Raw genomic sequence first — 20,963 nt, forward strand, 5'->3', positions numbered from 1 at the left:
GTGCTCTTTCCAGAGCCGACCGGGCCGCCGTTTTGTTTTTTACTCATTACACAAGACTAGCTCCAATCTGCTCCCGCAATGAAGAGTTGCGGATAATGAGCGTGGGCTTAAGTACGATACGCTGACCGGTGAAATACTCTGTCCGCTTCAGAATCTGAAGGAACAGCTGTACTGCTACCTCGCCCATCAATTGTCCTCGCTGATCCACGGAGGTCAGTTGCGGCTTGATCATGGTGGTAAAGGGCTCGTTGCTGAAGCCAACCAGCGCCATATCCTGCGGCACACGCAAGCCGTGCTCTTCTATGGCCTGCAGCGCTCCGGCGGCCGCAAAATCATAGGCTGAAAACACGGCGTCTGGGCGTGGCGTGCGGGCCAGCAGTTGCTGCATGGCTGCGGCGCCTGCGGCCGTGCCGGAGCCCGCCAGCGGAATTACCAGCTGCGCATTATAGGGCAGGTTGTGGGCCAGTAGCGCATCGTGGTAGGCACGGTGCCGGTCGAAGGTGGTGTTGATGGTTTGCGGACCGGCCAGATGCGCAATGCGCCGGCAGCCCTGCTTAATTAGATGCTCCATCACCTGGTAGGCACCCCGATAATCGTCTACTACCACACCGCAGGCATTCTGCAGGGCGGGCATTCTGTCGAAAAACACGAGCGGAGTAGCTTGGTGCCGCACCTTCTCGAAATGGCTCAGGTCACGCGTAGTGTTCGACATGGAGACCAGCACGCCGTCGACCTGCGCATTGAGCAAGGCCTCGATGTGCTTTTTTTCCTGGGCCTCGTCTTCATTTGACTGGCAGATCATGACGCTGAAGCCTGCTTTGCTGGCTACTTCCTCGATGCCGTGCACCACCGCCGGGAAAAACGCCCCGTTGATGTGCGGTACAATCACGCCCAGCATGTTGCTGCGGCCTTTGCGCAACGCAGCAGCCAGTGTGTTGGGGCGGTAGTTGAGCTTTTCGGCCAGAGCCCACACCTGCTGCCGGGTTGCTTCACTCACATCAGAAGCATTGTTGAGCGCCCGCGAAATAGTGGAGATGGACAGGCCCAGTTGCTCCGCTAAATCAGAAATGGAGATGCGCTTATTTCCCTTGGCCATGCCACGTGGTAGAATGAATAACCTGCCGCCGGGCGGGTAGTTTTCGGCTTGTTTTTGAGGCCCAGCAGGTTCTGGCGAGGAAATGCATTCCTGTGTTGCCTTACTCCCACTAAGCTACGCGTTGGCGGTCAGATGACCGCGCCTGTGGTACACTAGCTCCGCAGAATCTACAGTTCATTCAGCCGTTTGCCCTGATGCCGGCCGTAGCGCGGGTGTTTGGCCTGCCCAATGACCTGCGCACCATAGATACCCCGATGGCCGGAAAACAGGTAGGCCACCACGCATGCCAACGCCAGATACACCGCGCCCTGCACCCCGAACAACTCCAGCCCCATCAGCAGGCAGGCCAGCGGCGTGTTGGCGGCGCCCGCAAATACGCCCACAAACCCCATGGCCGCCAGCAGCGCCACCGGCAGCGGCAGCACCACCGCCAACGCCGACCCAAGGGCCGCACCAATAAAAAAGAGCGGTGTTACTTCTCCTCCCTTAAACCCGCAACCCAGCGTGAGGGCCGTCAGGAGCAGCTTCCAGACAAAATCTGCCGGGGGCAACGGTAACTGAAACGCCTCCACAATGACAGGTATGCCCAAGCCTACATAGCGCGTGGTGCCCGACGCCCAAATGATGCTCACCAGTAACGCTCCACCTAACACCGGCCGCAGCGGCGCATACGCAATGCGCCCAAATTGCCGGCTGAGCCAGTGCGTAAGTACAGCAAAGCTGCGCGCTACCAGCCCAAATAATGCGCCGGCCAGCAATGTGCTGCCCAGCCCCAGCGGCGTAATTGGGAAAGCGGCCAGCTGCGGATACTGCGTGTGCCCTACACCCCAGGCCCGCGTCACGAAGTCGGCGCTGATGGCAGCCAGGAAGGCGGGCAGCACCGCATCGTAGCGGATGGAACCCAGCAGAAACACTTCCAGCCCGAATACAGCTCCGGCCAGCGGCGTTCCAAATACCGAAGCAAACCCTGCACTCATGCCCGCAATCAGCAACAGCCGCCGGTCGCGGGGGCGCAGCCGCAGCAAGCGGGTAAGCTGGTCGGCCAGGGCACCTCCCATTTGCACGGCCGTACCCTCACGGCCAGCAGAGCCGCCGAACAGGTGCGTAGCCAGCGTGCCGCCCAGCACCAACGGCACCAGCCGCAACGGAATCGGGGCACGGGGTGTATCTATTTCCTCCAGAATCAGGTTGTTACCACGTACTGCTTGCTTGCCGAAATACTGATAGGCCAGCCCAATTCCCATACCGGCCACGGGCAGTAGCGCCAACACCCACGGTTGCTGTTCGCGCCAGTTCGTCGCCCAGTCGAGTGCGACCAGAAAAAAGGCTGAAGCCGAACCAGCCAGCACGCCAACCAGTACGCTGAATAGCAGCCAACGCCCCAGAAACACCGCAGTAGCAGTTGATTCCAGGCCACGCAGGCGAGCAGGCAAGTGACGAAAGAAAGTAGAGAGCAACATATACGAACCACATGAAAAGCTACCTGGCCAGCCTTCGGGGCCAGCTGTTCAGTAGGAATCATCAGCGCAAAGTAGAGCACTTTGGCGGTTCGCGGTGGAAATCCATCACCGTATGCAAAGCACAAATATAGTGTTGCTAGAAATAACTTGATTCGGATTCCCTGCGCACCAACTCAACGCTGTACCGCTCCCCCGCTGGCTGAAACAAAAAACCCGCTCTACACAGGTGTAAAGCGGGTTTCAAGCGTGGGCCCAACTGGAATCGAACCAGTGACCTGCTGATTATGAGTCAGCTGCTCTAACCGATTGAGCTATAGGCCCGGTGCCAAACCAAGTGCCGCAGCCATTGATTTCGACGCTGCAAACTTCGAAGTTTGTGGCCGTATTTGCAATCGGTCAGGAGCTAAATAGTGAAATGAGGTGCTGGTTGCTTACTTACCTTGCTTGTGCGGCCACTCCGCCACGGCGCTATTCTCTTCTCTTATGTCCCGGAAACTTCCCAATCTGCTGTTCGACTTTGGCGGTGTAATCATCAATATCGATTACCAGCACACGCTGGAAGCCATGCGCCGCCTGCACCGGCATGGCAGCACTATAGAATTTACTCAAGCAGCCCAATCCGAGCTGTTTGACCTGATGGAAACCGGCCGCCTGACGCCACAGGAGTTTCGGGAGGGCCTGCGGACCACATATGAGCTAGATGCTACCGACGAGCAATTGGATGCGGCCTGGAACGCGCTACTGCTGGACGTACCCGCTGAGCGGCTGGTACTTATTGCTGAGTTGCGCGCCCAGGGCCACGAAACAGCGCTGCTTTCTAACACCAACCAGATTCACATCGAGGAAATAAACCGTGTACTTCGTCGGCAGTACGGATTCGAGCAGGGCATTGCCGACTGCCTGGACCGAGTCTTCTACTCGCAGCAAGTGGGGCTGCGCAAGCCCGGCGAGGAGATTTTCCAGCATGCATTACGCGAGATGAACTGGAAAGCCGAAGAAACTCTTTTCATCGAGGACAGTTTTCAACATATAGAAACTGCCCGCCGGCTGGGCCTACACACCCTTTTTCTGGCCCCGCCGCTTACCCTCACCGACGCTCTGCCCGCTGCCCTCCGTGCCTTTCCCGACCGAGAATACTCCGCCGCTCCTCCCCTTTCCTGACGCAGCGGCTCCGCCTCTCTCACCTGCCGAAGACCTGGAGGCATCCTTCACCCGCTACGAGAAACCGGAGCCGCCGCGCTGGCGCCGCTACGTATTGCACCTAAGCCTATTTCTCATCACGCTGGCCACTACCACGCTGGCAGGCGCCGAGTGGGTGACCGGCAAAGTCACGTTCGGTGCGCCGGGGCTTACGGCCGCTGAAGTGCAGCAGGGGCTATGGTTTTCGCTGCCGTTTCTGGCAGTGCTGGCTGTGCACGAGTTCGGGCATTATTTCACAGCCCGTCGTAATGGCGTACGGGCTACGCTGCCCTTCTTCATTCCGTTTTTCACAGGCTATTTCAATACCATCGGCACATTTGGGGCCATCATCCGCATCAAGGACCGCATATTCTCGCGGCGGGAGTTCTTTGATATTGGGCTGGCGGGCCCGCTAGCCGGGTTTCTGGTTGCAGTACCCGTGCTGATTTACGGCTTCACTCACCTGCCGCCGCTCGACTACCTTTTTCAGATTCATCCTGATTACCGCCAGTACGGAGCCGAGTATGCTCAGTATGTATACCGAGGTGGCCAAGGGATGGCGCTGGCTCAGCCCCTGCTTTACCAAGGGCTTGAATATTTGTTTGCCGATCCTACCCGCCTGCCTCACCCCAACGAGCTCATGCACTATCCGGTGCTGATGGCCGGGGCACTGGCGTTGTTCTTCACGGCCCTCAACCTGCTGCCCATCGGCCAGCTGGATGGTGGCCATATCTTGTACGGGCTGCTTGGTGCCCGGCGCTTCAATCGGCTGTCGGCGGGGTTGTTTGTGGCCTTTATTTTTTATGCAGGCTTGGGGCTGTTTTCATTGCAGAGCGACAGGCAGCAGTGGCTGTATTGGGGCCTTCCGTACTTCGCTTACCTATTTCTGGTACTCCGGCGAGTAGTGCCCACGCCACGTCGGGCGCTATTTCTTAGCCTAGGAATATGGGCCGCCCAGCTGGCCTGCACGGTGGCTTGGCCGGGAATACTCGGCAACCCGGGCTGGCTGGTATTTGGGCTGCTGCTGAGTCGCGTAATGGGCATCTTTCACCCCGCTGCTCCCGACGAAACGCCACTTTCACCCGGCCGCAAGGTGCTGGGCTGGCTAATGTTGGCTATTTTTGCACTGTGCTTTACGCCCAGTCCTTTCAAATTTATGTAGTGGCGTGAGCCGAAGCCCCTTTGTCTAATTGATGCAACTTGAACAACGCCGGCTGTGGGCCGGCAGTACCCAGCTGGCTCTGCGCCAGCATGGGCTATATATCTGCCAGCGCCAAGCCACGGGGCGGGCTATACTGGAAGTAGAACTCCCTTACGAAGAAATCTTGCCGGTGCGGGTAGAGCGCCGCAATACGGTGCCGCATAAAAAGCTGTTGAGCCTGCTGGCCATCGTGTGCTGGTGCCTGTTTACGTTCACTCTCGACCACCACGAGGACGCCACCTTTGTCGTGGACTTCTGGCTGTGGTTTCTGGGCCTGGGCGGTAGCCTGGGAGCCTATATCTGGTATGGCTGGCAGTACCAGTGGCGCGAGTTTGCGCTATTGACGGCACGTTCCAGCGTTATTCTGGCCGACCGCACAGATGAACAGGATGCCTTGCATGGTTTTGCCCAGAGTCTAGAGCGCCGCACCAAAGGCTACCTCCGCCACGAGTACGGCCAGATTAATCCGCTGGGGCCCATTGAAATACAGCTGAGCCGCCTGAACTGGCTGCACACGCTGGACGTGCTGACCGAAGCCGAAACCCGCGCCAGCACCACCCGCCTCACCGGGCGCCTCTCCACCGAAAACCTGCGCAGCATGGGTCAGGACCTGGAAATGCCTTACGTGAATTAACCTGTAGCCTCATCAGGAAATCAACAGTACCCCGCAACCACAGAAAAGCCCGGCAGACGCTGCATCTGCCGGGCTTTTCTGTGGTTGCGGGGTACTGTTTAGCGGCCTTCCAATGCGGCTACGCCGGGCAATTCTTTGCCCTCCATATACTCCAGCAGCGCGCCGCCACCGGTGCTGATGTAGCTCACTTTATCAGTGAAGCCCATCTGGTTGACTGCCGCAGCCGAGTCGCCGCCGCCGATGAGGCTGAACGCGCCGGCTTCGGTAGCATCGGCAATGGCTTGGGCTACGGCCTCCGTACCCTTAGCGAAGCTGCTCATCTCAAACACGCCCATTGGGCCGTTCCAGAGGATGGTTTTCGACTGGCGCACCACTTCGGCAAACGCTTTGCTTGACTCAGGACCCAGGTCGAGGCCCATCCAGCCGTCAGGAATTTCGCTGTTCGAGGCCACTTTCGTCTGGGCATCATTGGCAAATTTGTCGGCAATGAGGCTGTCGGTGGGAAGCACCAGATTCACACCCTTGGCTTTGGCCTTCTCAATCAGGCTCAGGGCCAAGTCCATTTTGTCGGCTTCCAGCAGCGAGCTGCCGATGTGGCCGCCTTGCGCTTTGGCAAACGTGTAGGCCATGCCGCCGCCGATCAGCAGGTTGTCCACCTTATCGAGCAGCTTTTCAATCAGCATGATTTTGTCGGATATTTTGGCGCCGCCCATGATAGCCGTGAAGGGCCGCTCGGCGTGTTCCAGCACCTTTTTGGCGTTGTCCAGTTCACTCTGCAGCAGGTAGCCGGCCACCCGGTCCTTGGGCGCGAAGTGGCTGGCCATTACGGCCGTAGAGGCGTGCTTGCGGTGCGCGGCCCCGAAGGCGTCGTTCACATATACGTCGCCGAGCGGAGCCAGCTTTTCGGCAAATGCGGCGTCGCCTTTCTCTTCCTCGCCATAGAAGCGCACGTTTTCTACCAGCAGAATCTGGCCGGGCTGCAGCGCCTTGGCTTGCTCCTGTGCCTTCAGCACGTCATCGGCAAACTGTACTTCCTGACCATACTCTTGGCCAAGACGGGCCACAATGTGCCGGAGCGAATACTTATCCTCGGGGCCGCCTTTGGGCCGGCCCAGGTGCGAGAGCAGCACTACCGAGCCGCCATCGGCCAGAATCTTCTTGATGGTAGGAGTAGCCGAGCGGATGCGGGTATCGTCGGTGATGGCGAAGCTTTTGTCGAGCGGCACGTTGAAGTCAACACGCACCACGGCGCGCTTACCGGCGAAGTTGTACTGATCGAGGGTTTGCATGGAATAAGGATTGGGTTGAGGATGGGCGAAGGTAAGATTTCAAGCTGTGAAGTGCTGCCTAGCCTCCAAGCTCAAGCTGCAGCCCTATCCTGAGCCATAGGCGCTGGCGGGGCCGAAAGCTCGTTCCCGAACCTTCTTTTCGTTTCGTTTGTAGCGTGTCACCTCTTCCCCCGAAACACTACCTTTGCGCTACCTATGAAAATTGGCATCTTCTTCGGCGGCCCGTCGCGTGAGCGGGAAATCAGCTTCGCGGGCGGCCGCACCGTATACGACAACCTCGACAAGGCGCTGTTTGAGGCCGTGCCTGTGTTCGTGGACAGCCGCGGCAACTTCATCTTGCTCGACTGGCACTACATCTATAAAGGCACCATCCGGGACTTTTACCCGCCGGTTTCGGCCCTGCCCGTTTCCGAGCACAAGCTTCAGGTGTATTTGGAAAGCCTGGGCGAGCTGACGCAGACCGAGCAGGACCGCATTATTGCAGAAGTAGGCCGCCGCGTGCAGCCCCACGAGCTGCGTGACTTGATGGATTTCGCCTTCCTGGCTCTGCACGGGCCGGCCGGCGAAGATGGCGCCATTCAGGGGCTGCTGGAATGGTACGGTATTCCGTATTCGGGTTCCGGCATCCTGCCCTCGGCTTTCGGTATTGATAAGATTGCGCAGAAAAAGCTGCTGCACGCGCTGGGCCGCCCCACGCCGGCTTTCCGCGTCGTGACGGCCGAAGAGTGGGACGCTGCTGACCCGCAGGCCACCCTCGACTACCTCGTGCGGGAACTAGGTTTGCCGCTGGTGTTCAAGGCACCACGCCAGGGCAGCAGCATTGGCATCAGCATCCTGCGCGAAGTAGATGTAGCCAAGTTCCAGGCCGCTATGGACCGCAGCCTGTTCCGCAAAACCGTGACTCGCGACGACTGGCAGCGCCTTTCGGAGCGCGACAAGCTGGCCTGGGTGCAGCACCTCACCGATATCCGCGACGGCATCGGGCTGCCAGTCGTGCTCGACGACGAGCCGACGGTGATTTACCATCCTGAAATACTGCTCAACACGCTCAGCGAGCGGCTGGAAACTGCTGACGCGGTACGCCTGACCAACGTGGATGGCGAGTCGCAGGTGTTGGTGGAAAGCTTCGTGCACGGCCGCGAGTTTTCGTGCATCGTGGTAGAAGACCCGAGCGGCAAGCCGCTGGCGCTGCCGCCCACGGAGATTGTGAAGGGCGAGGAAATGTTCGACTACCGCTCGAAATACCTTCCCGGTCTGTCGCGCAAAATCACCCCCATCGACCTGCCCGAAACCGAAATCCAGCGCATCCGGGAGGCCTGCGAGGAAATGTTCACCACGTTTGGCTTCCAGGTATACGCCCGCCTCGACGGCTTTCTGGCCCAGGACGGACAGCTGTTCCTCAACGACCCGAACACCACGTCGGGCATGCTGCCGGCTTCGTTCTTCTTCCATCAGGCCGCCGAAATCGGGCTCAATCCGTCGCAGTTCCTCACCTTCCTGATTCGCACGTCGGTGGCGGCGCGGCGGCGCGGCGGCATGCAGCCGGTGCGTCTGGCCGGCCTGCTCGCCCGCCTCGACACGGCTGTGGCTTCGCGGGCCCATGAGGAGCGCACCCGCACCAAAGTAGCCGTGATTATGGGTGGTTACTCGTCGGAGCGGCACATTTCGGTGGAAAGCGGCCGAAACATCTACGAGAAGCTCAGCTCCAGCGTGAAGTACGAGCCGGTGCCGGTGTTTCTGGCCGGCAACAGCCAAGAGTTCAGGCTGTATGTGCTGCCCATCAACGTGATGCTGAAGGACAACGCCGACGACATCCGGGAGAAAATAGAATACGCCGAGGCCGGCCACGACCTGCATCCGGTGCTGGCCCGCATCCGCCGCGAGGCTGAAGCAATTACTAGCACCTACGCCGGCCAAGCCACGGCGCAGCCGCGCCGCGTTTCGTTCGAGGAACTGGCCGACATGGTAGACGAGGTGTTTATTGCTTTGCACGGCCGCCCCGGCGAGGATGGTGCCCTACAGCGTGAGTTGGAAAAGTTCGGGCTACCCTACAACGGCTCGGGTGCCGATTCCAGCTCCGTTACCATCAACAAGTTCGAAACGAACCGCCGCCTCCGCGAAGCCGGGCTGCGCGTGGCCGAGCACCGCATGGCCAGCCGTCTGGAGTGGCAGGCCGATGCCGAAGGCTTCTACCGCAGCCTCGAAACGCAGTTCCCTTACCCCTTCATTGCCAAGCCCGCCGACGACGGCTGCTCCTCGGCCGTGAAGAAAATCAAGACCCGCGCCGAGCTGGAGGCTTTCACGCGCCTCATCTTCCGTGACCAGGAAGACCTGATGCCCGAGGATGCCGCCACACTCCACCTAGGCTTCAAGGAGGAGTTTCCGCAGAAGGATGCCTTCCTGGTGGAAACCTTGATTTCGCGCGATGGGGCAGCTCATTTCCTGGAAGTAACGGGCGGCCTACTCACGCACTTCGGACCCAATGGCGAGCTGCAGATTGAGGTGTTTGAGGCCTCGGAAGCCTTGGCGACAGGTGAGGTATTGAGCCTGGAGGAGAAGTTTCTGGCCGGCGAAGGCCAGAACATTACGCCAGCCCGCTACGCTCCGGAGCCGCAGGAGCGCCAGCGTATTTCGGAGGAAGTGAAAGCTGAACTGCGCCGCGTGGCCGAGGTGCTCGACATTCAGGGCTATGCCCGCATCGACGCGTTTGTGCGGGTGCGCGACAATGGCGCCGTGGAGGTACTTATTATTGAGGTGAACTCCCTGCCTGGCATGACGCCCGCCACCTGCATATTCCACCAGACTGCCTTGGCCGGCTATACGCCCTATCAGTTCATCGACCAGATTCTGGATTTTGGGAAGAAGAGAAGCGAAAAGCTGGCGCTGAAAAGCTAAACTGCTGGTTTTAGCGTTACTTCCTCCTTCTTCTTCCGCTTGCTCACTCCTATTGATAAGATGTCCTTTCTAAAATCTGATACGCCGCTTGACCTTGTAAAACACTTGCTGGTGATTGGCGTGGCCACAGCGGTACTGGTGTTTGGGTTCTTTTTCGTGTATCTGCCCCTCACCACCAACCACGGCGAAACCATAGTGGTGCCCAAAATCACGGGCATGAACCAAGCCGACCTGGAAGACTACCTCGACGAGCGGAACCTGCGGTTCTACGTCGATGACAGCTCCTACAACCCTGGTACCCGGCCGTTCACGGTGCTCAACCAAGACCCCGCGCCCGGCGAGAAGGTGAAGGAGGACCGGAAAATCTACATTACGGTGGCCATGAAAAACCCACCCGTCATCAAGATGCCCAAGCTGACCGATGGCTCAGTGAAAAATGCGCAGATGATTCTGAGCAGCTACGACTTGGTGGTGGGCCAGATCAAGCTGGTGCCCAACATTCAGCAGAATGCCGTGCTACGGCAGCTGGTAGGGGGCAAAGACATTGCGCCCGGCGCGGCCATTGCCAAAGGCACCAAAGTAGACTTGGAAGTAGGTGATGGCCTCGGCAACCAGGAATTCCCGGTGCCTAACCTCATCAACATGCCCGCCGACGAAGCCACCACACTGCTGGTAGGCCAGGGCCTGCAGCTGGGCGAAGTATTTTACCAGCCTGCCCAGGACGGCGAAACCGATGGCACGGTGGTGAAGCAGCGCCCCGTGGCTACTCCCGGCGCCACTATCCGCATGGGCCAGTTGGTTGATATCTGGGTGGCGGGCGACGAGCCGGTGAAGAGCGTTAACTAAGCACACATTTCACCCTTACCAGAAGCCCTTATCGGGACAGTTGCTCTGCAGCTGTTTTGGTAAGGGCTTCTGGCTGAAAGGCAGTTTACTGGATGGAGCTTTTTCCTGCAACGCCTGAAATTTTCTCTGTTGCAGGCACGTTTGATGCAGGTATCCTAACTTAGTCCCGATGATGTGTCCGAAACCTTTACGCCTCTCTGTTTTATCGTTTCTGAGTCTGTTGCCGTTGGCTGGCCTGGCGCAGCTGGGGCCTCTTACCTCCGACCCCGGCCGCACTTCGCCGGGCACATTCCGCCCGCAGGCCACGGCCCAGCGCGGCCAGGCGCTGGCCTTGCCCTTTTTTGATGACTTCACGACACCCCTGGACGGGCGGCCCAATGCCCAATTGTGGCAGGACAGGGGCGGCGTACTGGTCAGCAACCGGTTTGCGGTAGCACCGCCCACCCGCGGCACGGCCACCTTCGATGGGCTGAAGGAAGATGGCCGCCCGTATGGCAGCGGCTACAGCGACATTGATACGCTCACCTCGCAGCCCATCGACCTGAGCGCCAGCACGGTCGCCAGCAAGCTGTACCTCGGATTTTACTGGCAGGCCGGCAACGTGTTGCGGGCCCCGGAGCAGAGCAGCAGTTCCCGCACCCGGTCGTTACAGTTGGAATTCCGAGATGCCACCGGCAACTGGGTGCCCGTCTGGACCCGGCTCAGCAACGGCACCCGCGAAGCATTCCGGCGCAAGTTTGTGGCCATTGACCAGACACGCTTTCTGCACGCCAATTTTCAGTTTCGGTTTCGCACCAAAGGTAGTCTGGCCAGCAACGATGACTCCTGGAGCGTCGACTATGTGAAGCTGGCTCCGGTGCAGACCACGGCCGATTCGGTATATCAGGATGTGGCGACCAGCAAGCCGCTGAGCAGCCTGCTGGCCCGGGGCTCGGCCATGCCGGTGTGGCAGTACAACGCGGCAGCCAATCCGGCCAGCATGCTCAATCCAGCCACGTACACCACCATCAACAACCTCTCGACCACCAATATTCCGGTTCCCGGCCAGTGGATAGGCACATTGGAAGTGCTGCCAAGTGGGCCGGCGGCGGCATTCACCACCACCCCGCCTTTCACGCTGAGCAGCCCGCAATACCAGGCGCGCATAGAAGGCGACGTGCGCACCAGCCCTATCCCGGTTACGGCCGACCCCAAAACGATTCGGCACCGCATCCAGCTAAACACCGGTGAAGGCGGTGTCAACCCGCTTACGCTGCCCAACGACAATATTATTCGGCTGACGGAGCTAAGTGACTATTATGCTTTCGACGATGGCACGGCCGAAGCTACTGTGAGTGTGCCGCAGCCGGGCTCGGCCACCAACTACTACGCCTTGCGCTTCGAGTTGAACAAGCCCGACCAGGTACGCAGCATCCGTATTTCGCCCTCGTTCCCGAGTGCGGCCAACCGCACGATAACCGTGAATGTCTGGGACGCGGATCCGGCGAATAGTAATGCGCCGACCCGCTTACCCAAGTCCACGCAGAGCATTCAGTTGCCTGACTCTTTGCCGGCCGGGCAGACTTTTCTGGAAGTGGCTCTCCCTAGTCCGGTGGCGGTGAGTGGCGTGTTTTATGCCGGGTATGGCCATGGGGTTATCAGTACGGCGCTCAATATCAATGTTGACATGAATACTGTGCCACCGGCCGATGCCATGTGGCAGTTTACCCGGGGTTTCTGGGAGCCTAAATCGACTGTTTCGCCCGCCACTCCGCCTCTTTATGACGGCTATGCCCTCATGTTGCGGCCCGTGATGACCAACAACGTGCTGGCCGTAGCCCCGGCGGCCGTAGCGGCAGGGTATACTCTCTATCCAAACCCCAGTTCGGATGGACAAGTACAGGTGCAGGGTCGCTATAGCCGGGCGCTGGTGCTGGATGCGCTGGGTAGGGTAGCTTGGCAGCAGCCGGCCGCACAGCAGGGCCAGCCCGCGCTGGATCTGCGGGAGCTACCAGCCGGGCTGTATATGGTTCAGCTTACTTTGCCAGATGGGTTGACGGTTACGAAGCGCCTGATACTGACCAAATAACGACCTAGAACCACGCAGATCAGCGGCACATCTGCGCAGTTTTTCTCACCTTTGCCATTCCTTCCACATCTTTTCACCACCCTTTTTCTCATTTTATGCCCGACATCACCCCTGCCGAGCTAAAGCAACGCCAGGCCGCTGGCCAGACACCAACCATCATCGATGTGCGCGAACCTTGGGAAAATGAGGAAGGCCGCATTGAGGGTAGCCAGAACATCCCACTCGGCACGCTTCCCCAGAAGCTCGAAGAGTTGGAGGACTTAAAAGACCAGGAGATAATCGTGCATTGCAAAGGCGGAGGGCGCTCTGCCACCGCGAAGGCATTCCTGAGCCAGCAAGGCTTTACGCACGTACGCAATTTGGTGGGTGGCTTTCAGGCTTATCAGCAGAGCTAGCCAGCTATTTTTGCCTCCCGAAAGGCTGCCTTCTATCCGGAAGGCAGCCTTTTTTATGCCTTGTGCACAGGCCGATATGCAAACATCAGTGAAAATTAGTTGCACACAATTAAACATTACACAACCATATCCGTTTATATCCCGAACAACATGAGCAATACTACGCCCCATACCGACCCCAATCCCCTGCAACAGCTGGATAACCAACTGTGCTTCCCACTGTATGCCCTTTCCCGCATGGTCACAAAGGCCTATCAGCCGCTTTTGCAGGAGTTGGACCTGACTTACCCGCAATACCTCGTGTTCTTACTGCTGTGGGAGCATCAGGAATTGACAGTAAAGGAGTTGGGCGACAAGCTGCTGCTGGATTCCGGCACGCTTACGCCGTTGCTCAAGCGCCTGGAACAGAAGCACTGGATCAGTCGGCGGCGCGACCCGCGCGACGAGCGGTCCGTCATTATTGGGCTATTGCCAGCCGGCCGGGCATTGCAGGAAAAGGCCTGCAAGGTGCCGGAGCAGGTTTTTGCTCAGCTCAATATGTCACCGACGGAGTTTGAGGCATTGCGCCAACAACTGCGTCATCTATTAACTCACTTGGCTTAGGCCTTTTTACTTTTTCTTTTCCTACTTCCGATGAAAATCGAAAAAATCTTCACTGCACAGGCGAAAGCCAAAGGTGGCCGCGACGGCCAGATTACGTCCAAAGACGAAGTGCTCAACCTCCCCTTGAGCACGCCGCGCGAAATGGGCGGCCCTGGCAAACCGAACTCCACTAACCCCGAACAGTTGTTTGCGGCCGCCTACGCCTCCTGCTTTGAAGGCGCGCTAGGCGTAGCAGCCCGCCAGGCTCAGGTGAAGCTGAATGGTGTGACAGTGGAAGCCCTGATTGGTTTCGGGCAGGCCGAAGACGGTGGCTACGGCATTTCGGCCGACCTGCACATCAACATCCCTGGTTTCGAGCAGCAGAAGGCCGAAGAACTGGTGCAGGCAGCTCACGGCATCTGCCCCTACTCGCGTGCTACCCGTGGCAACATCGAAGTAAACCTCACGACGACTACGGAAGCCGCTTAGGCTACTAGTAGCTTTTTAAAGGCTGCCATCCTGAGCCGCACGTTAGCTATTCTCCGCTTGGCTGGTACTTCTACCCGCCGGACGCGCTGAACTGTTTGGCGGCTTAGGATGGCAGTTTTCTTTTTTCAGTTCTTCCCCATTATGCAAAACCAAACTATTCTGCTCGCCAGCCGCCCAAGCGGCACTCCTACTGCCGACAACTTCCGCTTCGAGACCAGCGCGGTGCCAGCTGCGGCAGCGGGCCAAGTGCTATTGAAGACTCTTTACGTCTCTGTGGACCCCTACATGCGGGGCCGCATGAACGCTGGCAAGTCGTATGTGGCGCCCTTCGAGGTAGACCAGCCCATTGTGGGTGGGGTGGTGGCAGAGGTAGTGGAAAGTCATCTGGAGCAGTTCCCGGTAGGTAGCGTGGTAGTTGGTAACCTGCCCTGGCAGCGGTACAGCCTATCCGATGGCAAAGGCCTGCAGCGCATCCCGACAGGGCCAGCGCCGGTGAGCTATTTTCTGGGGCTGCTGGGAATGCCGGGTCTCACGGCCTATTTCGGGCTTTTGGATATCTGCCAGCCGAAGCCCGGCGAAACCGTAGTGGTGTCTGGCGCGGCCGGGGCCGTGGGCATGATTGTGGGTCAGCTAGCCAAAATAAAAGGAGCCCGCGTGATTGGTACGGCTGGTTCCGATGAGAAAGTAGCCTACCTCAAAGAAGTAGGCTTCGATGAGGCCATCAACTACAAAACCGCCAACATTCCGGCTGCTCTGGCCGCTGCCGCCCCAAACGGCGTAGACTGCTACTTCGACAATGTGGGCGGCGCCATCACGGATGCCGTGTACGACCTGCTCAACAAGCACGCCCGTATTGCGCTTTGCGGCCAGATTTCCAGCTACAACGACGCTGAAGCACCTGTTGGCCCGCGTCCGGAGGGCAAGCTGCTCAAGACCAGTGCCAAGCTGCAGGGCTTCATTGTGAGCGACTACCTACCGCAGTGGCCCGAAGGCGTGAAACAGCTGACTCAGTGGTACCAGGAAGGCAAGCTACAGACCGAAGAAACCGTGACGGAAGGATTTGACCAGATTCCGGCCGCTTTTTTGGGCCTATTTAAAGGCGAGAATACCGGTAAGGCCCTTGTAAAAGTGGCCTAGCGCCTTGGTTCTAATTTCACCATTTCCCCTACTCCCATGAATATATTGATGGTTCTGACCTCGCACGACCAGCTCGGCGACACAGGCAAGAAAACTGGTTTCTGGCTCGAAGAATTTGCCGCGCCTTACTACGTGTTCAAAGATGCTGGCGCTACGCTCACACTAGCTTCCCCAGCCGGTGGCCAGCCGCCCCTCGACCCCAAAAGCGACGACCCAGACGCTCAGACGGATGCAACCAAGCGGTTCAAGCAGGACACCGATGCGCAGCAAGCCCTGGCCAGCACCGTAAAGCTCGGCTCGGTTTCGGCGGCTGAATACGACGCCGTATTCTACCCCGGCGGCCACGGCCCGCTCTGGGATTTGGCCGAAGACAAGAAGTCCATCGAGCTAATTGAGAACTTCTATGCCGCCGGCAAACCGGTAGCGGCCGTGTGCCACGCGCCCGGCGTGCTACGCCACGTGAAAGCTGCCAATGGCGAGCCGCTGGTAAAAGGCAAACAAGTAGCGGGCTTCACCAACACCGAGGAAGAAGCTGTACAGCTAACCAACGTGGTGCCGTTTCTAGTGGAAGACATGCTGAAGCAAAACGGCGGCGACTACTCTAAAGGAGCCGACTGGGCCTCGTACGTCGTGAAAGCCGGCAACCTCATTACCGGCCAGAACCCCGCCTCCTCGGAGCCCGCCGCTGAGGAATTACTGAAACTGCTGAAGAAGTAGTTTCGAGCAGATTCCAATCTAAGCCGCCCTGGTTGCACCTGTTTCAGGCGCCGCCGGGGCGGCTTTTTTTGATGGAGCTTATTCCATTGCATTCAGCTCTCTGCTTAGTTCTTGAAGCTGTTTCTTGCGGTAGGTGTACACTGTGCTATTCCGCTCGTCCGCCAACCATTGCCGTGCTTCGGCTTTTCGGCCATATATGAATAGCGCCCTGATACCGGCGAATACATCAGGGCCTCGCTCTTGAACCAGCTGATGCAGAATATCTTCTACTGACCTAATACCGTCTAGGTACGGAAGCACAACCCGATAGACATCCTGAGTAACTACTGCGTCGACGTCAGACCAGACTGTCTGGCCATCTAGGTTGTACCACAGATCTAAGTCGTTGCCAGCTAGGCTGTCTATTCGTTTTCGTACCAAGCAGTCCGGCTCCAGAAACTTGTCTTCGCTGGCCCGGCCCATTAGGTATCTTTCGGCTTCTCGCAGATACAAACCCATGTTTATCGTGAAGCTGATATTGTCCTTGGTAGAAAACGCGCTTTTCTGCACGTTTACGATCTTTCCCCAGCCAGCAGCATCGTAGTACCGGAAGTTGCCGCGGTATCTCTTGTAGCCGCGCTTCTTGAATTCCGGCCATAGTTTACCGGACAGCAACCGGGTGAATTGAGCTTGGACATCGAATTCATCTATCATAACTCTTTCTGGCTAAGGATCTAAATTCCTACCCCAGCCGCCCATCCGGCGCGTAGCGCAGTTCCCCAAGCTCCACCAGCTCCCGTAGCAGCTGCGTGACGGCAGTAGCCTGGCCGGGCGCAAACTGGGTCAGAATTTCGCGTGGCGTCTGCGGGCTGGCTTTCACCAAAGCCACCAGTTGCTCCCGCAACTCAGGAGCCGGCGCTGTTTCCTGGCGTGCTTTCTTCCGGGCCAGGCAAAAGTCGCAGACCTGGCAGGCGGACGCGTCCAACTCGCTGAAGTACTCCAGCAACAGCTGCTGGCGGCAGCGTCCACCGCCGGCGTAGCGAATCACAGATTCGGTTTTGTGGCGGGCCAGTTCGCGGGCTTGGTTCAGGCGTTTCTGGTCCAGCGGCAGCTTGTCGGCATCGAAGCGCGGGGTAGTAAACAGGGCCTGCGGCGACTCGTGCTTGGGCTGGTACTGAATGATGCCGGAGCGGTGCAGAAACACGAGCATCTTACGCACATCCACCACGCTCAGGCGCAAATGCTGGGCTAAACTATTCTCCGAAATCCGCTGGAAGCCTGCGAACAGCTCTCCTCCATTAAAGCGCAGCAGACTCTTAATCAACTGGTCGTGCTGCTGGTTGGCCACCTGAAACCGGTACAGGTCGGTGTGGTCGATGGGAATGTGGACGCGGGCCGGGTTGTTGACGGCTTCATTCAGTTGCACAAATCCCTCGCGCTCCAGCGTGCGCAGGCTATTGTGCGCATCCAGAGCCTTGATGCGGTAGGTTTCCGCAAACTGCTGAATGTCGAAGTCGAAGGCCACTAACTCGCCGCCACCCACGGCCGTGCGCGAGAAATTGGCCAACGCCTGATACACGCGGCGCACCGTATCCAGCGGCGGGTAGGCCTGCTGAGTGCGGCGGCGCAGCTCGTCGGCATCGTTGGGGCCCTGCAGCAGCACGGCAAAGGCGTATTTCTCGTCGCGGCCGGCGCGGCCCGCTTCCTGGTAGTAGGCCTCCAGATTGTCGGGCGCGTCGAGGTGCACTACCAGTCGCACATCGGGCTTATCGATACCCATGCCGAAAGCATTGGTAGCCACGATGCAACGAGTTTTGTTCTGCATCCAGTCCTGCTGAGTGCGGGTACGCTGCTCGCTGGGCAGGCCGGCGTGGTAAGGCGCCGCGGCCACGTTCTGCTGGTGCAGGTAGTTGGCCGCCTCCTCGGTTTGGCGGCGCGTGCGGGCATACACGATGCTGGTTTTGTCGGTTCCTACCCCGCGCACCACTTCCAGCATGCGCTTGAGCTTGTCCTCCGTGCTCAGCACCGAATACGACAGATTGGGCCGGGCAAAGCTCTGCTGAAATACCCGGTGCGAGGCCCCAAACCGCAGATTATCTATGATATCCTGCCGCACTTTCTCGGTGGCAGTAGCCGTGAGAGCAATGCACGGCACGCCCGGCAGCAACTCGCGCAGCTCCTGAATCCGTAGGTAGGGCGGCCGGAAGTCGTAGCCCCATTGTGAAAGACAATGCGCCTCATCAATGGCCAGCAGGCTCACCTTCATCTTGCCCACCCGCGCCCGAAACATGTCCGTCAGCAGCCGCTCGGGGCTCACATACAGGAATTTCATCGGCCCATACACGCAGTTGTCGAGGGTCTGGTCAATTTCCTGGTGGCTCATGCCCGCATACACAGCTTCGGCTTTGATGCCACGCTTACGCAGGTTTTCCACCTGGTCCTTCATCAGCGCAATCAGCGGCGACACCACCAGACACAGCCCCGGCCGGGCCAGGGCAGGCACCTGAAAGCAAATGCTTTTACCGCCACCCGTCGGCAGCAGCGCCAGCGTATCCTGCCCTGCCAGCACCGCCCGGATAATATCTTCCTGCAGCGGCCGAAACCGGGTGTGCCCCCAAGTCTGGCGCAGCACGTGTAGAATATCGTCGGTTTCGGGCAGCAACTGATTTGAGGAATATGGCGGACTACGAAGGTAGCGCCACTCGGCTGGAATCGAAAGCGCAGAGCATTTCGCGTAGGGGGCGGCGCTTGCTCTCCGCCGTCGTTGGACTACGGACGCTCGAGCCGTGCAAAGACGGGCGGGACAAGCCCCGCGCCTACCGGTGCCGATTGTCACCCCACAAACAAAAAGCCCGGCTCCATTCGGGGCCGGGCTTTCAATAACTCTGGTGGCAGCTTAGGCAGCAACGGCTTGACCATTTTCACGATCTTCAATTGCCTTCTTCAGTTTGGCAATAGCCTGAGTAGCCCGCTCATCATCCAGACGATTGATGTTGAGCAACATCTTCGTCTTTTCCGGACGAGTAATAACCGGATGGTTCAGCAGGCGAATGATTTCTTCCTTCTGCGCAGCCGATGCATAGGCTACGGCCGGCGCAGCTGGCTCAGCAGCTACTGCCTTCATAGCGGCTGGGGCCTCAACTGCGGCAGCAACCTCAGCAACCGGTGCAGCAGGCACAACCGCCATAGCAGGCTGGCTGGTTACAGCGGGCGTATTGCCGCCGTACTCCATTTCCTCAGCTGGCGTCGGCTCGTAACCCGCCGCCCGAATAATCCAAGCCAAGATATTACGGTACGCTTTGCCAATGGCCCGAGTCTGGGCCATGCTCATGATGGCAAACTCCTGGTAGAACTTCTTGCCCTGCTCTTTGCTCGAGCAGATTGCAAAGCCAGCCCCTACCGTATGGCCACTGCGCATGTCAAACAGCGTGACCTTGGCCTGGTACTTAATTTCCTGGTCGTTCGAGACGTTGATGACGTGGTCGACGATAGGCACAATGCCTAGGCGCGAACCGGCATACTGCCAGCCTTCCACGTTCACAAACTCCTTACCTTGCACCGTAGTGGTAAGCTTGTTTTCCTTGATAAACTTAGCAAGGTCCGTCGCCAGATGCAGCGTCTCGTCGGAGCGCGAGATGTCGTAGCTCTCGATTTTGGTCTTGCGAACCGGCTCTTTGATGTTCTTAGTTGCTTCGCTCATGGCGTCTTTCCTTTTATGTCCTGTAATACCGTTGTGTGTTCTGAGTATGTAACGCCTCAGCCCCTACAAAGGTGCAAAAAACAGACTATTTTTTATCAATTTTTATCACTGAATAACAGACACTTACAAACATTATTTCCAAAACAGTTAGTCAACTAACCTTTTTGGCTTTCATCAGCGCCATTTCATCAAAAACCGACCAGATACTCGGCACAGATTCTACCCAGTTTTACACAAAAAATAACCCCTTGCTCCGTTCCGGTAACGGAGCAAGGGGTTTCTACAGAACGGTCCGGGGCAATAACGGACGCGTTACCTAATCGACTGTAATACACTCTCGGAGAGAGTGGGAATGTTGGGTTCTAAACGCCTAGCAACGCGCCCGGGTTCCTCGCTGCTAATTGGATCCATTTTCCGGCATAGCGTAGCGGGTTGCTACTAGGCACAAAAAATACCGCTGACTTGCGCCAGCGGTATACTTTTGAGTTGTGCTGCCGGAATGGATTTAGCCTTCCCAGATGTAGCCATCCTTCATCGTAATCTTGCGGTCGGCCATTTCAGCCAACTGGTCGTTGTGCGTTACGATGACAAAAGTCTGGCCCAGCTCTTTGCGCAGCAGAAAGAATATCTGGTGCAATTCCTGGGCGTTCTGCGAGTCGAGGTTGCCACTGGGCTCGTCAGCAAAGATGATTTCAGGAGAGTTGATAAGGGCACGGGCCACGGCCGTACGCTGCTGCTCGCCGCCACTCATTTCGGAAGGCTTGTGGTCGGCGCGGCGCTCCAGGTTCAGCATCCCAAGCAATTCGCGAGCCCGCACGCGGGTTTCTTTTTCTGAGCGGCCTGCTAGATAGGCTGGCAGACACACGTTTTCCAGTGCCGTGAATTCGGGCAGCAGGTTATGAAACTGGAAGATGAACCCAATATGCCGGTTGCGGAAGCGCGCCAGCTCTGACCGTTTCAGTGAGCTGACCGATTCTCCATCGAACAGGATTTCGCCGGAATCCGGATTGTCGAGCGTACCCAGAATGTGCAGCAGCGTGCTCTTGCCTGCTCCTGAGGAACCTACGATAGACACGATTTCCGCCTTTTCAATGGTCAGATCGATGCCCTTTAGGACTTCCAGCGTGTTGTAGCTTTTACGAACGTTTATGGCTTGCAGCAAAACGGAACCAGGTGAAGTGAGCCGGAATACGGGAAACAAATCTACAGCTTGCCGCGCAGATTACGCAGCCCAGCCCTATTTCATCCGCCTTACGGCAGCTAAGCAGTGCGGTGCCGATGCTAACGCAGTGGAGA

General features: G+C 58.2%; 18 protein-coding genes, 1 tRNA gene and 1 riboswitch. Of the genes, 11 read left to right on the top strand and 8 right to left on the bottom strand.

The window, feature by feature from the left end:
* Positions 1-46 precede the first annotated feature (46 nt).
* The 3 genes from H4317_RS13225 to H4317_RS13235 all read right to left on the bottom strand — a co-directional run bounded on the left by H4317_RS13225 (position 47) and on the right by H4317_RS13235 (position 2,877).
* On the bottom strand, positions 47-1,096 hold the full coding sequence (locus tag H4317_RS13225) for a LacI family DNA-binding transcriptional regulator (protein ID WP_185887059.1): 1,050 nt from the start codon (positions 1,094-1,096) through the stop codon (positions 47-49).
* A 167-nt stretch (positions 1,097-1,263) separates the two neighbouring features.
* Positions 1,264-2,556 (bottom strand): voltage-gated chloride channel family protein, encoded by a 1,293-nt coding sequence (locus H4317_RS13230; RefSeq protein ID WP_185887060.1) that lies wholly within the window; start codon positions 2,554-2,556, stop codon positions 1,264-1,266.
* 45 nt (positions 2,557-2,601) lie between these two features.
* A riboswitch (Fluoride riboswitch) is annotated at positions 2,602-2,675 on the bottom strand.
* 128 nt (positions 2,676-2,803) lie between these two features.
* Positions 2,804-2,877 (bottom strand) — tRNA-Ile (locus H4317_RS13235).
* Between the two features lie 162 nt (positions 2,878-3,039).
* On the opposite strand from H4317_RS13235, the gene H4317_RS13240 reads away from it, so the two are divergent.
* The 3 genes from H4317_RS13240 to H4317_RS13250 are packed head-to-tail and all read left to right on the top strand — an operon-like array spanning position 3,040 to position 5,570.
* Positions 3,040-3,717 (top strand): HAD family hydrolase, encoded by a 678-nt coding sequence (locus H4317_RS13240; RefSeq protein ID WP_185887061.1) that lies wholly within the window; start codon positions 3,040-3,042, stop codon positions 3,715-3,717.
* The gene (locus H4317_RS13245) at positions 3,671-4,897 is read left to right on the top strand and encodes a site-2 protease family protein (protein WP_260625666.1); all 1,227 of its coding nucleotides are present in this window, start codon (positions 3,671-3,673) and stop codon (positions 4,895-4,897) included. Before H4317_RS13240 ends, H4317_RS13245 begins: the two co-directional genes overlap by 47 nt.
* A 31-nt stretch (positions 4,898-4,928) precedes the next feature.
* On the top strand, positions 4,929-5,570 hold the full coding sequence (locus tag H4317_RS13250; RefSeq protein ID WP_185887062.1) for a hypothetical protein: 642 nt from the start codon (positions 4,929-4,931) through the stop codon (positions 5,568-5,570).
* Between the two features lie 98 nt (positions 5,571-5,668).
* Here H4317_RS13250 and H4317_RS13255 read toward each other — a convergent pair whose 3' ends face one another.
* Entirely contained in the window at positions 5,669-6,859 is a 1,191-nt protein-coding gene (locus tag H4317_RS13255) for a phosphoglycerate kinase (RefSeq protein ID WP_185887063.1), read from the bottom strand.
* Positions 6,860-7,054: 195 nt separating this feature from the next.
* On the opposite strand from H4317_RS13255, the gene H4317_RS13260 reads away from it, so the two are divergent.
* From H4317_RS13260 to H4317_RS13295, 8 genes are all read left to right on the top strand, one after another.
* The gene (locus H4317_RS13260; RefSeq protein WP_185887064.1) at positions 7,055-9,754 is read left to right on the top strand and encodes a D-alanine--D-alanine ligase family protein; all 2,700 of its coding nucleotides are present in this window, start codon (positions 7,055-7,057) and stop codon (positions 9,752-9,754) included.
* 39 nt (positions 9,755-9,793) lie between these two features.
* Positions 9,794-10,600, top strand: coding sequence for a PASTA domain-containing protein (locus H4317_RS13265; protein WP_260625667.1), 807 nt, complete (start codon positions 9,794-9,796; stop codon positions 10,598-10,600).
* A 169-nt stretch (positions 10,601-10,769) separates the two neighbouring features.
* Positions 10,770-12,668: a T9SS type A sorting domain-containing protein gene (locus H4317_RS13270; protein ID WP_185887065.1), complete on the top strand. Its 1,899-nt coding sequence runs from the start codon at positions 10,770-10,772 to the stop codon at positions 12,666-12,668.
* 95 nt (positions 12,669-12,763) lie between these two features.
* Positions 12,764-13,063, top strand: coding sequence for a rhodanese-like domain-containing protein (locus H4317_RS13275; protein ID WP_185887066.1), 300 nt, complete (start codon positions 12,764-12,766; stop codon positions 13,061-13,063).
* 150 nt (positions 13,064-13,213) lie between these two features.
* Positions 13,214-13,666 carry a MarR family winged helix-turn-helix transcriptional regulator gene (locus H4317_RS13280; protein WP_185887067.1) on the top strand — a complete coding sequence of 151 codons (453 nt, stop codon included), beginning with the start codon at positions 13,214-13,216 and terminating at the stop codon, positions 13,664-13,666.
* A 30-nt stretch (positions 13,667-13,696) separates the two neighbouring features.
* Positions 13,697-14,134: an organic hydroperoxide resistance protein gene (locus tag H4317_RS13285; protein WP_185887068.1), complete on the top strand. Its 438-nt coding sequence runs from the start codon at positions 13,697-13,699 to the stop codon at positions 14,132-14,134.
* 141 nt (positions 14,135-14,275) lie between these two features.
* Positions 14,276-15,271, top strand: a complete 996-nt coding sequence (locus tag H4317_RS13290) for an NADP-dependent oxidoreductase (RefSeq protein ID WP_185887069.1) — start codon at positions 14,276-14,278, stop codon at positions 15,269-15,271.
* A 36-nt stretch (positions 15,272-15,307) separates the two neighbouring features.
* Complete coding sequence (locus H4317_RS13295; protein WP_185887070.1) at positions 15,308-15,988, top strand: type 1 glutamine amidotransferase domain-containing protein; 681 nt, start codon at positions 15,308-15,310, stop codon at positions 15,986-15,988.
* Positions 15,989-16,066: 78 nt separating this feature from the next.
* On the opposite strand, the gene H4317_RS13300 is transcribed toward H4317_RS13295, so the two are convergent.
* From H4317_RS13300 to H4317_RS13315, 4 genes are all read right to left on the bottom strand, one after another.
* Complete coding sequence (locus H4317_RS13300; RefSeq protein WP_185887071.1) at positions 16,067-16,681, bottom strand: DUF4304 domain-containing protein; 615 nt, start codon at positions 16,679-16,681, stop codon at positions 16,067-16,069.
* A 28-nt stretch (positions 16,682-16,709) separates the two neighbouring features.
* Positions 16,710-18,629, bottom strand: a complete 1,920-nt coding sequence (locus tag H4317_RS13305; protein ID WP_185887072.1) for a RecQ family ATP-dependent DNA helicase — start codon at positions 18,627-18,629, stop codon at positions 16,710-16,712.
* A gap of 234 nt (positions 18,630-18,863) precedes the next feature.
* Positions 18,864-19,667 carry a hypothetical protein gene (locus tag H4317_RS13310; protein ID WP_185887073.1) on the bottom strand — a complete coding sequence of 268 codons (804 nt, stop codon included), beginning with the start codon at positions 19,665-19,667 and terminating at the stop codon, positions 18,864-18,866.
* Positions 19,668-20,172: 505 nt separating this feature from the next.
* Entirely contained in the window at positions 20,173-20,829 is a 657-nt protein-coding gene (locus H4317_RS13315) for an ABC transporter ATP-binding protein (protein ID WP_185887074.1), read from the bottom strand.
* Positions 20,830-20,963: the final 134 nt, after the last annotated feature.

It is taken from the genome of Hymenobacter sediminicola (assembly GCF_014250515.1).
GTDB classification, from domain to species: Bacteria; Bacteroidota; Bacteroidia; order Cytophagales; family Hymenobacteraceae; genus Hymenobacter; species Hymenobacter sediminicola.

Bases quoted from the DNA above. Each gene is read 5' to 3' on its own strand.
- H4317_RS13270 (WP_185887065.1), top strand. From the start codon at position 10,770: ATGATGTGTCCGAAACCTTTACGCCTCTCTGTTTTATCGTTTCTGAGT.
- H4317_RS13285 (WP_185887068.1), top strand. From the start codon at position 13,697: ATGAAAATCGAAAAAATCTTCACTGCACAGGCGAAAGCCAAAGGTGGC.
- H4317_RS13295 (WP_185887070.1), top strand. From the start codon at position 15,308: ATGAATATATTGATGGTTCTGACCTCGCACGACCAGCTCGGCGACACA.
- H4317_RS13250 (WP_185887062.1), top strand. From the start codon at position 4,929: ATGCAACTTGAACAACGCCGGCTGTGGGCCGGCAGTACCCAGCTGGCT.
- H4317_RS13240 (WP_185887061.1), top strand. From the start codon at position 3,040: ATGTCCCGGAAACTTCCCAATCTGCTGTTCGACTTTGGCGGTGTAATC.
- H4317_RS13255 (WP_185887063.1), bottom strand. From the start codon at position 6,859: ATGCAAACCCTCGATCAGTACAACTTCGCCGGTAAGCGCGCCGTGGTG.
- H4317_RS13280 (WP_185887067.1), top strand. From the start codon at position 13,214: ATGAGCAATACTACGCCCCATACCGACCCCAATCCCCTGCAACAGCTG.
- H4317_RS13300 (WP_185887071.1), bottom strand. From the start codon at position 16,681: ATGATAGATGAATTCGATGTCCAAGCTCAATTCACCCGGTTGCTGTCC.
- H4317_RS13230 (WP_185887060.1), bottom strand. From the start codon at position 2,556: ATGTTGCTCTCTACTTTCTTTCGTCACTTGCCTGCTCGCCTGCGTGGC.
- H4317_RS13275 (WP_185887066.1), top strand. From the start codon at position 12,764: ATGCCCGACATCACCCCTGCCGAGCTAAAGCAACGCCAGGCCGCTGGC.
- H4317_RS13260 (WP_185887064.1), top strand. From the start codon at position 7,055: ATGAAAATTGGCATCTTCTTCGGCGGCCCGTCGCGTGAGCGGGAAATC.
- H4317_RS13310 (WP_185887073.1), bottom strand. From the start codon at position 19,667: ATGAGCGAAGCAACTAAGAACATCAAAGAGCCGGTTCGCAAGACCAAA.
- H4317_RS13290 (WP_185887069.1), top strand. From the start codon at position 14,276: ATGCAAAACCAAACTATTCTGCTCGCCAGCCGCCCAAGCGGCACTCCT.
- H4317_RS13225 (WP_185887059.1), bottom strand. From the start codon at position 1,096: ATGGCCAAGGGAAATAAGCGCATCTCCATTTCTGATTTAGCGGAGCAA.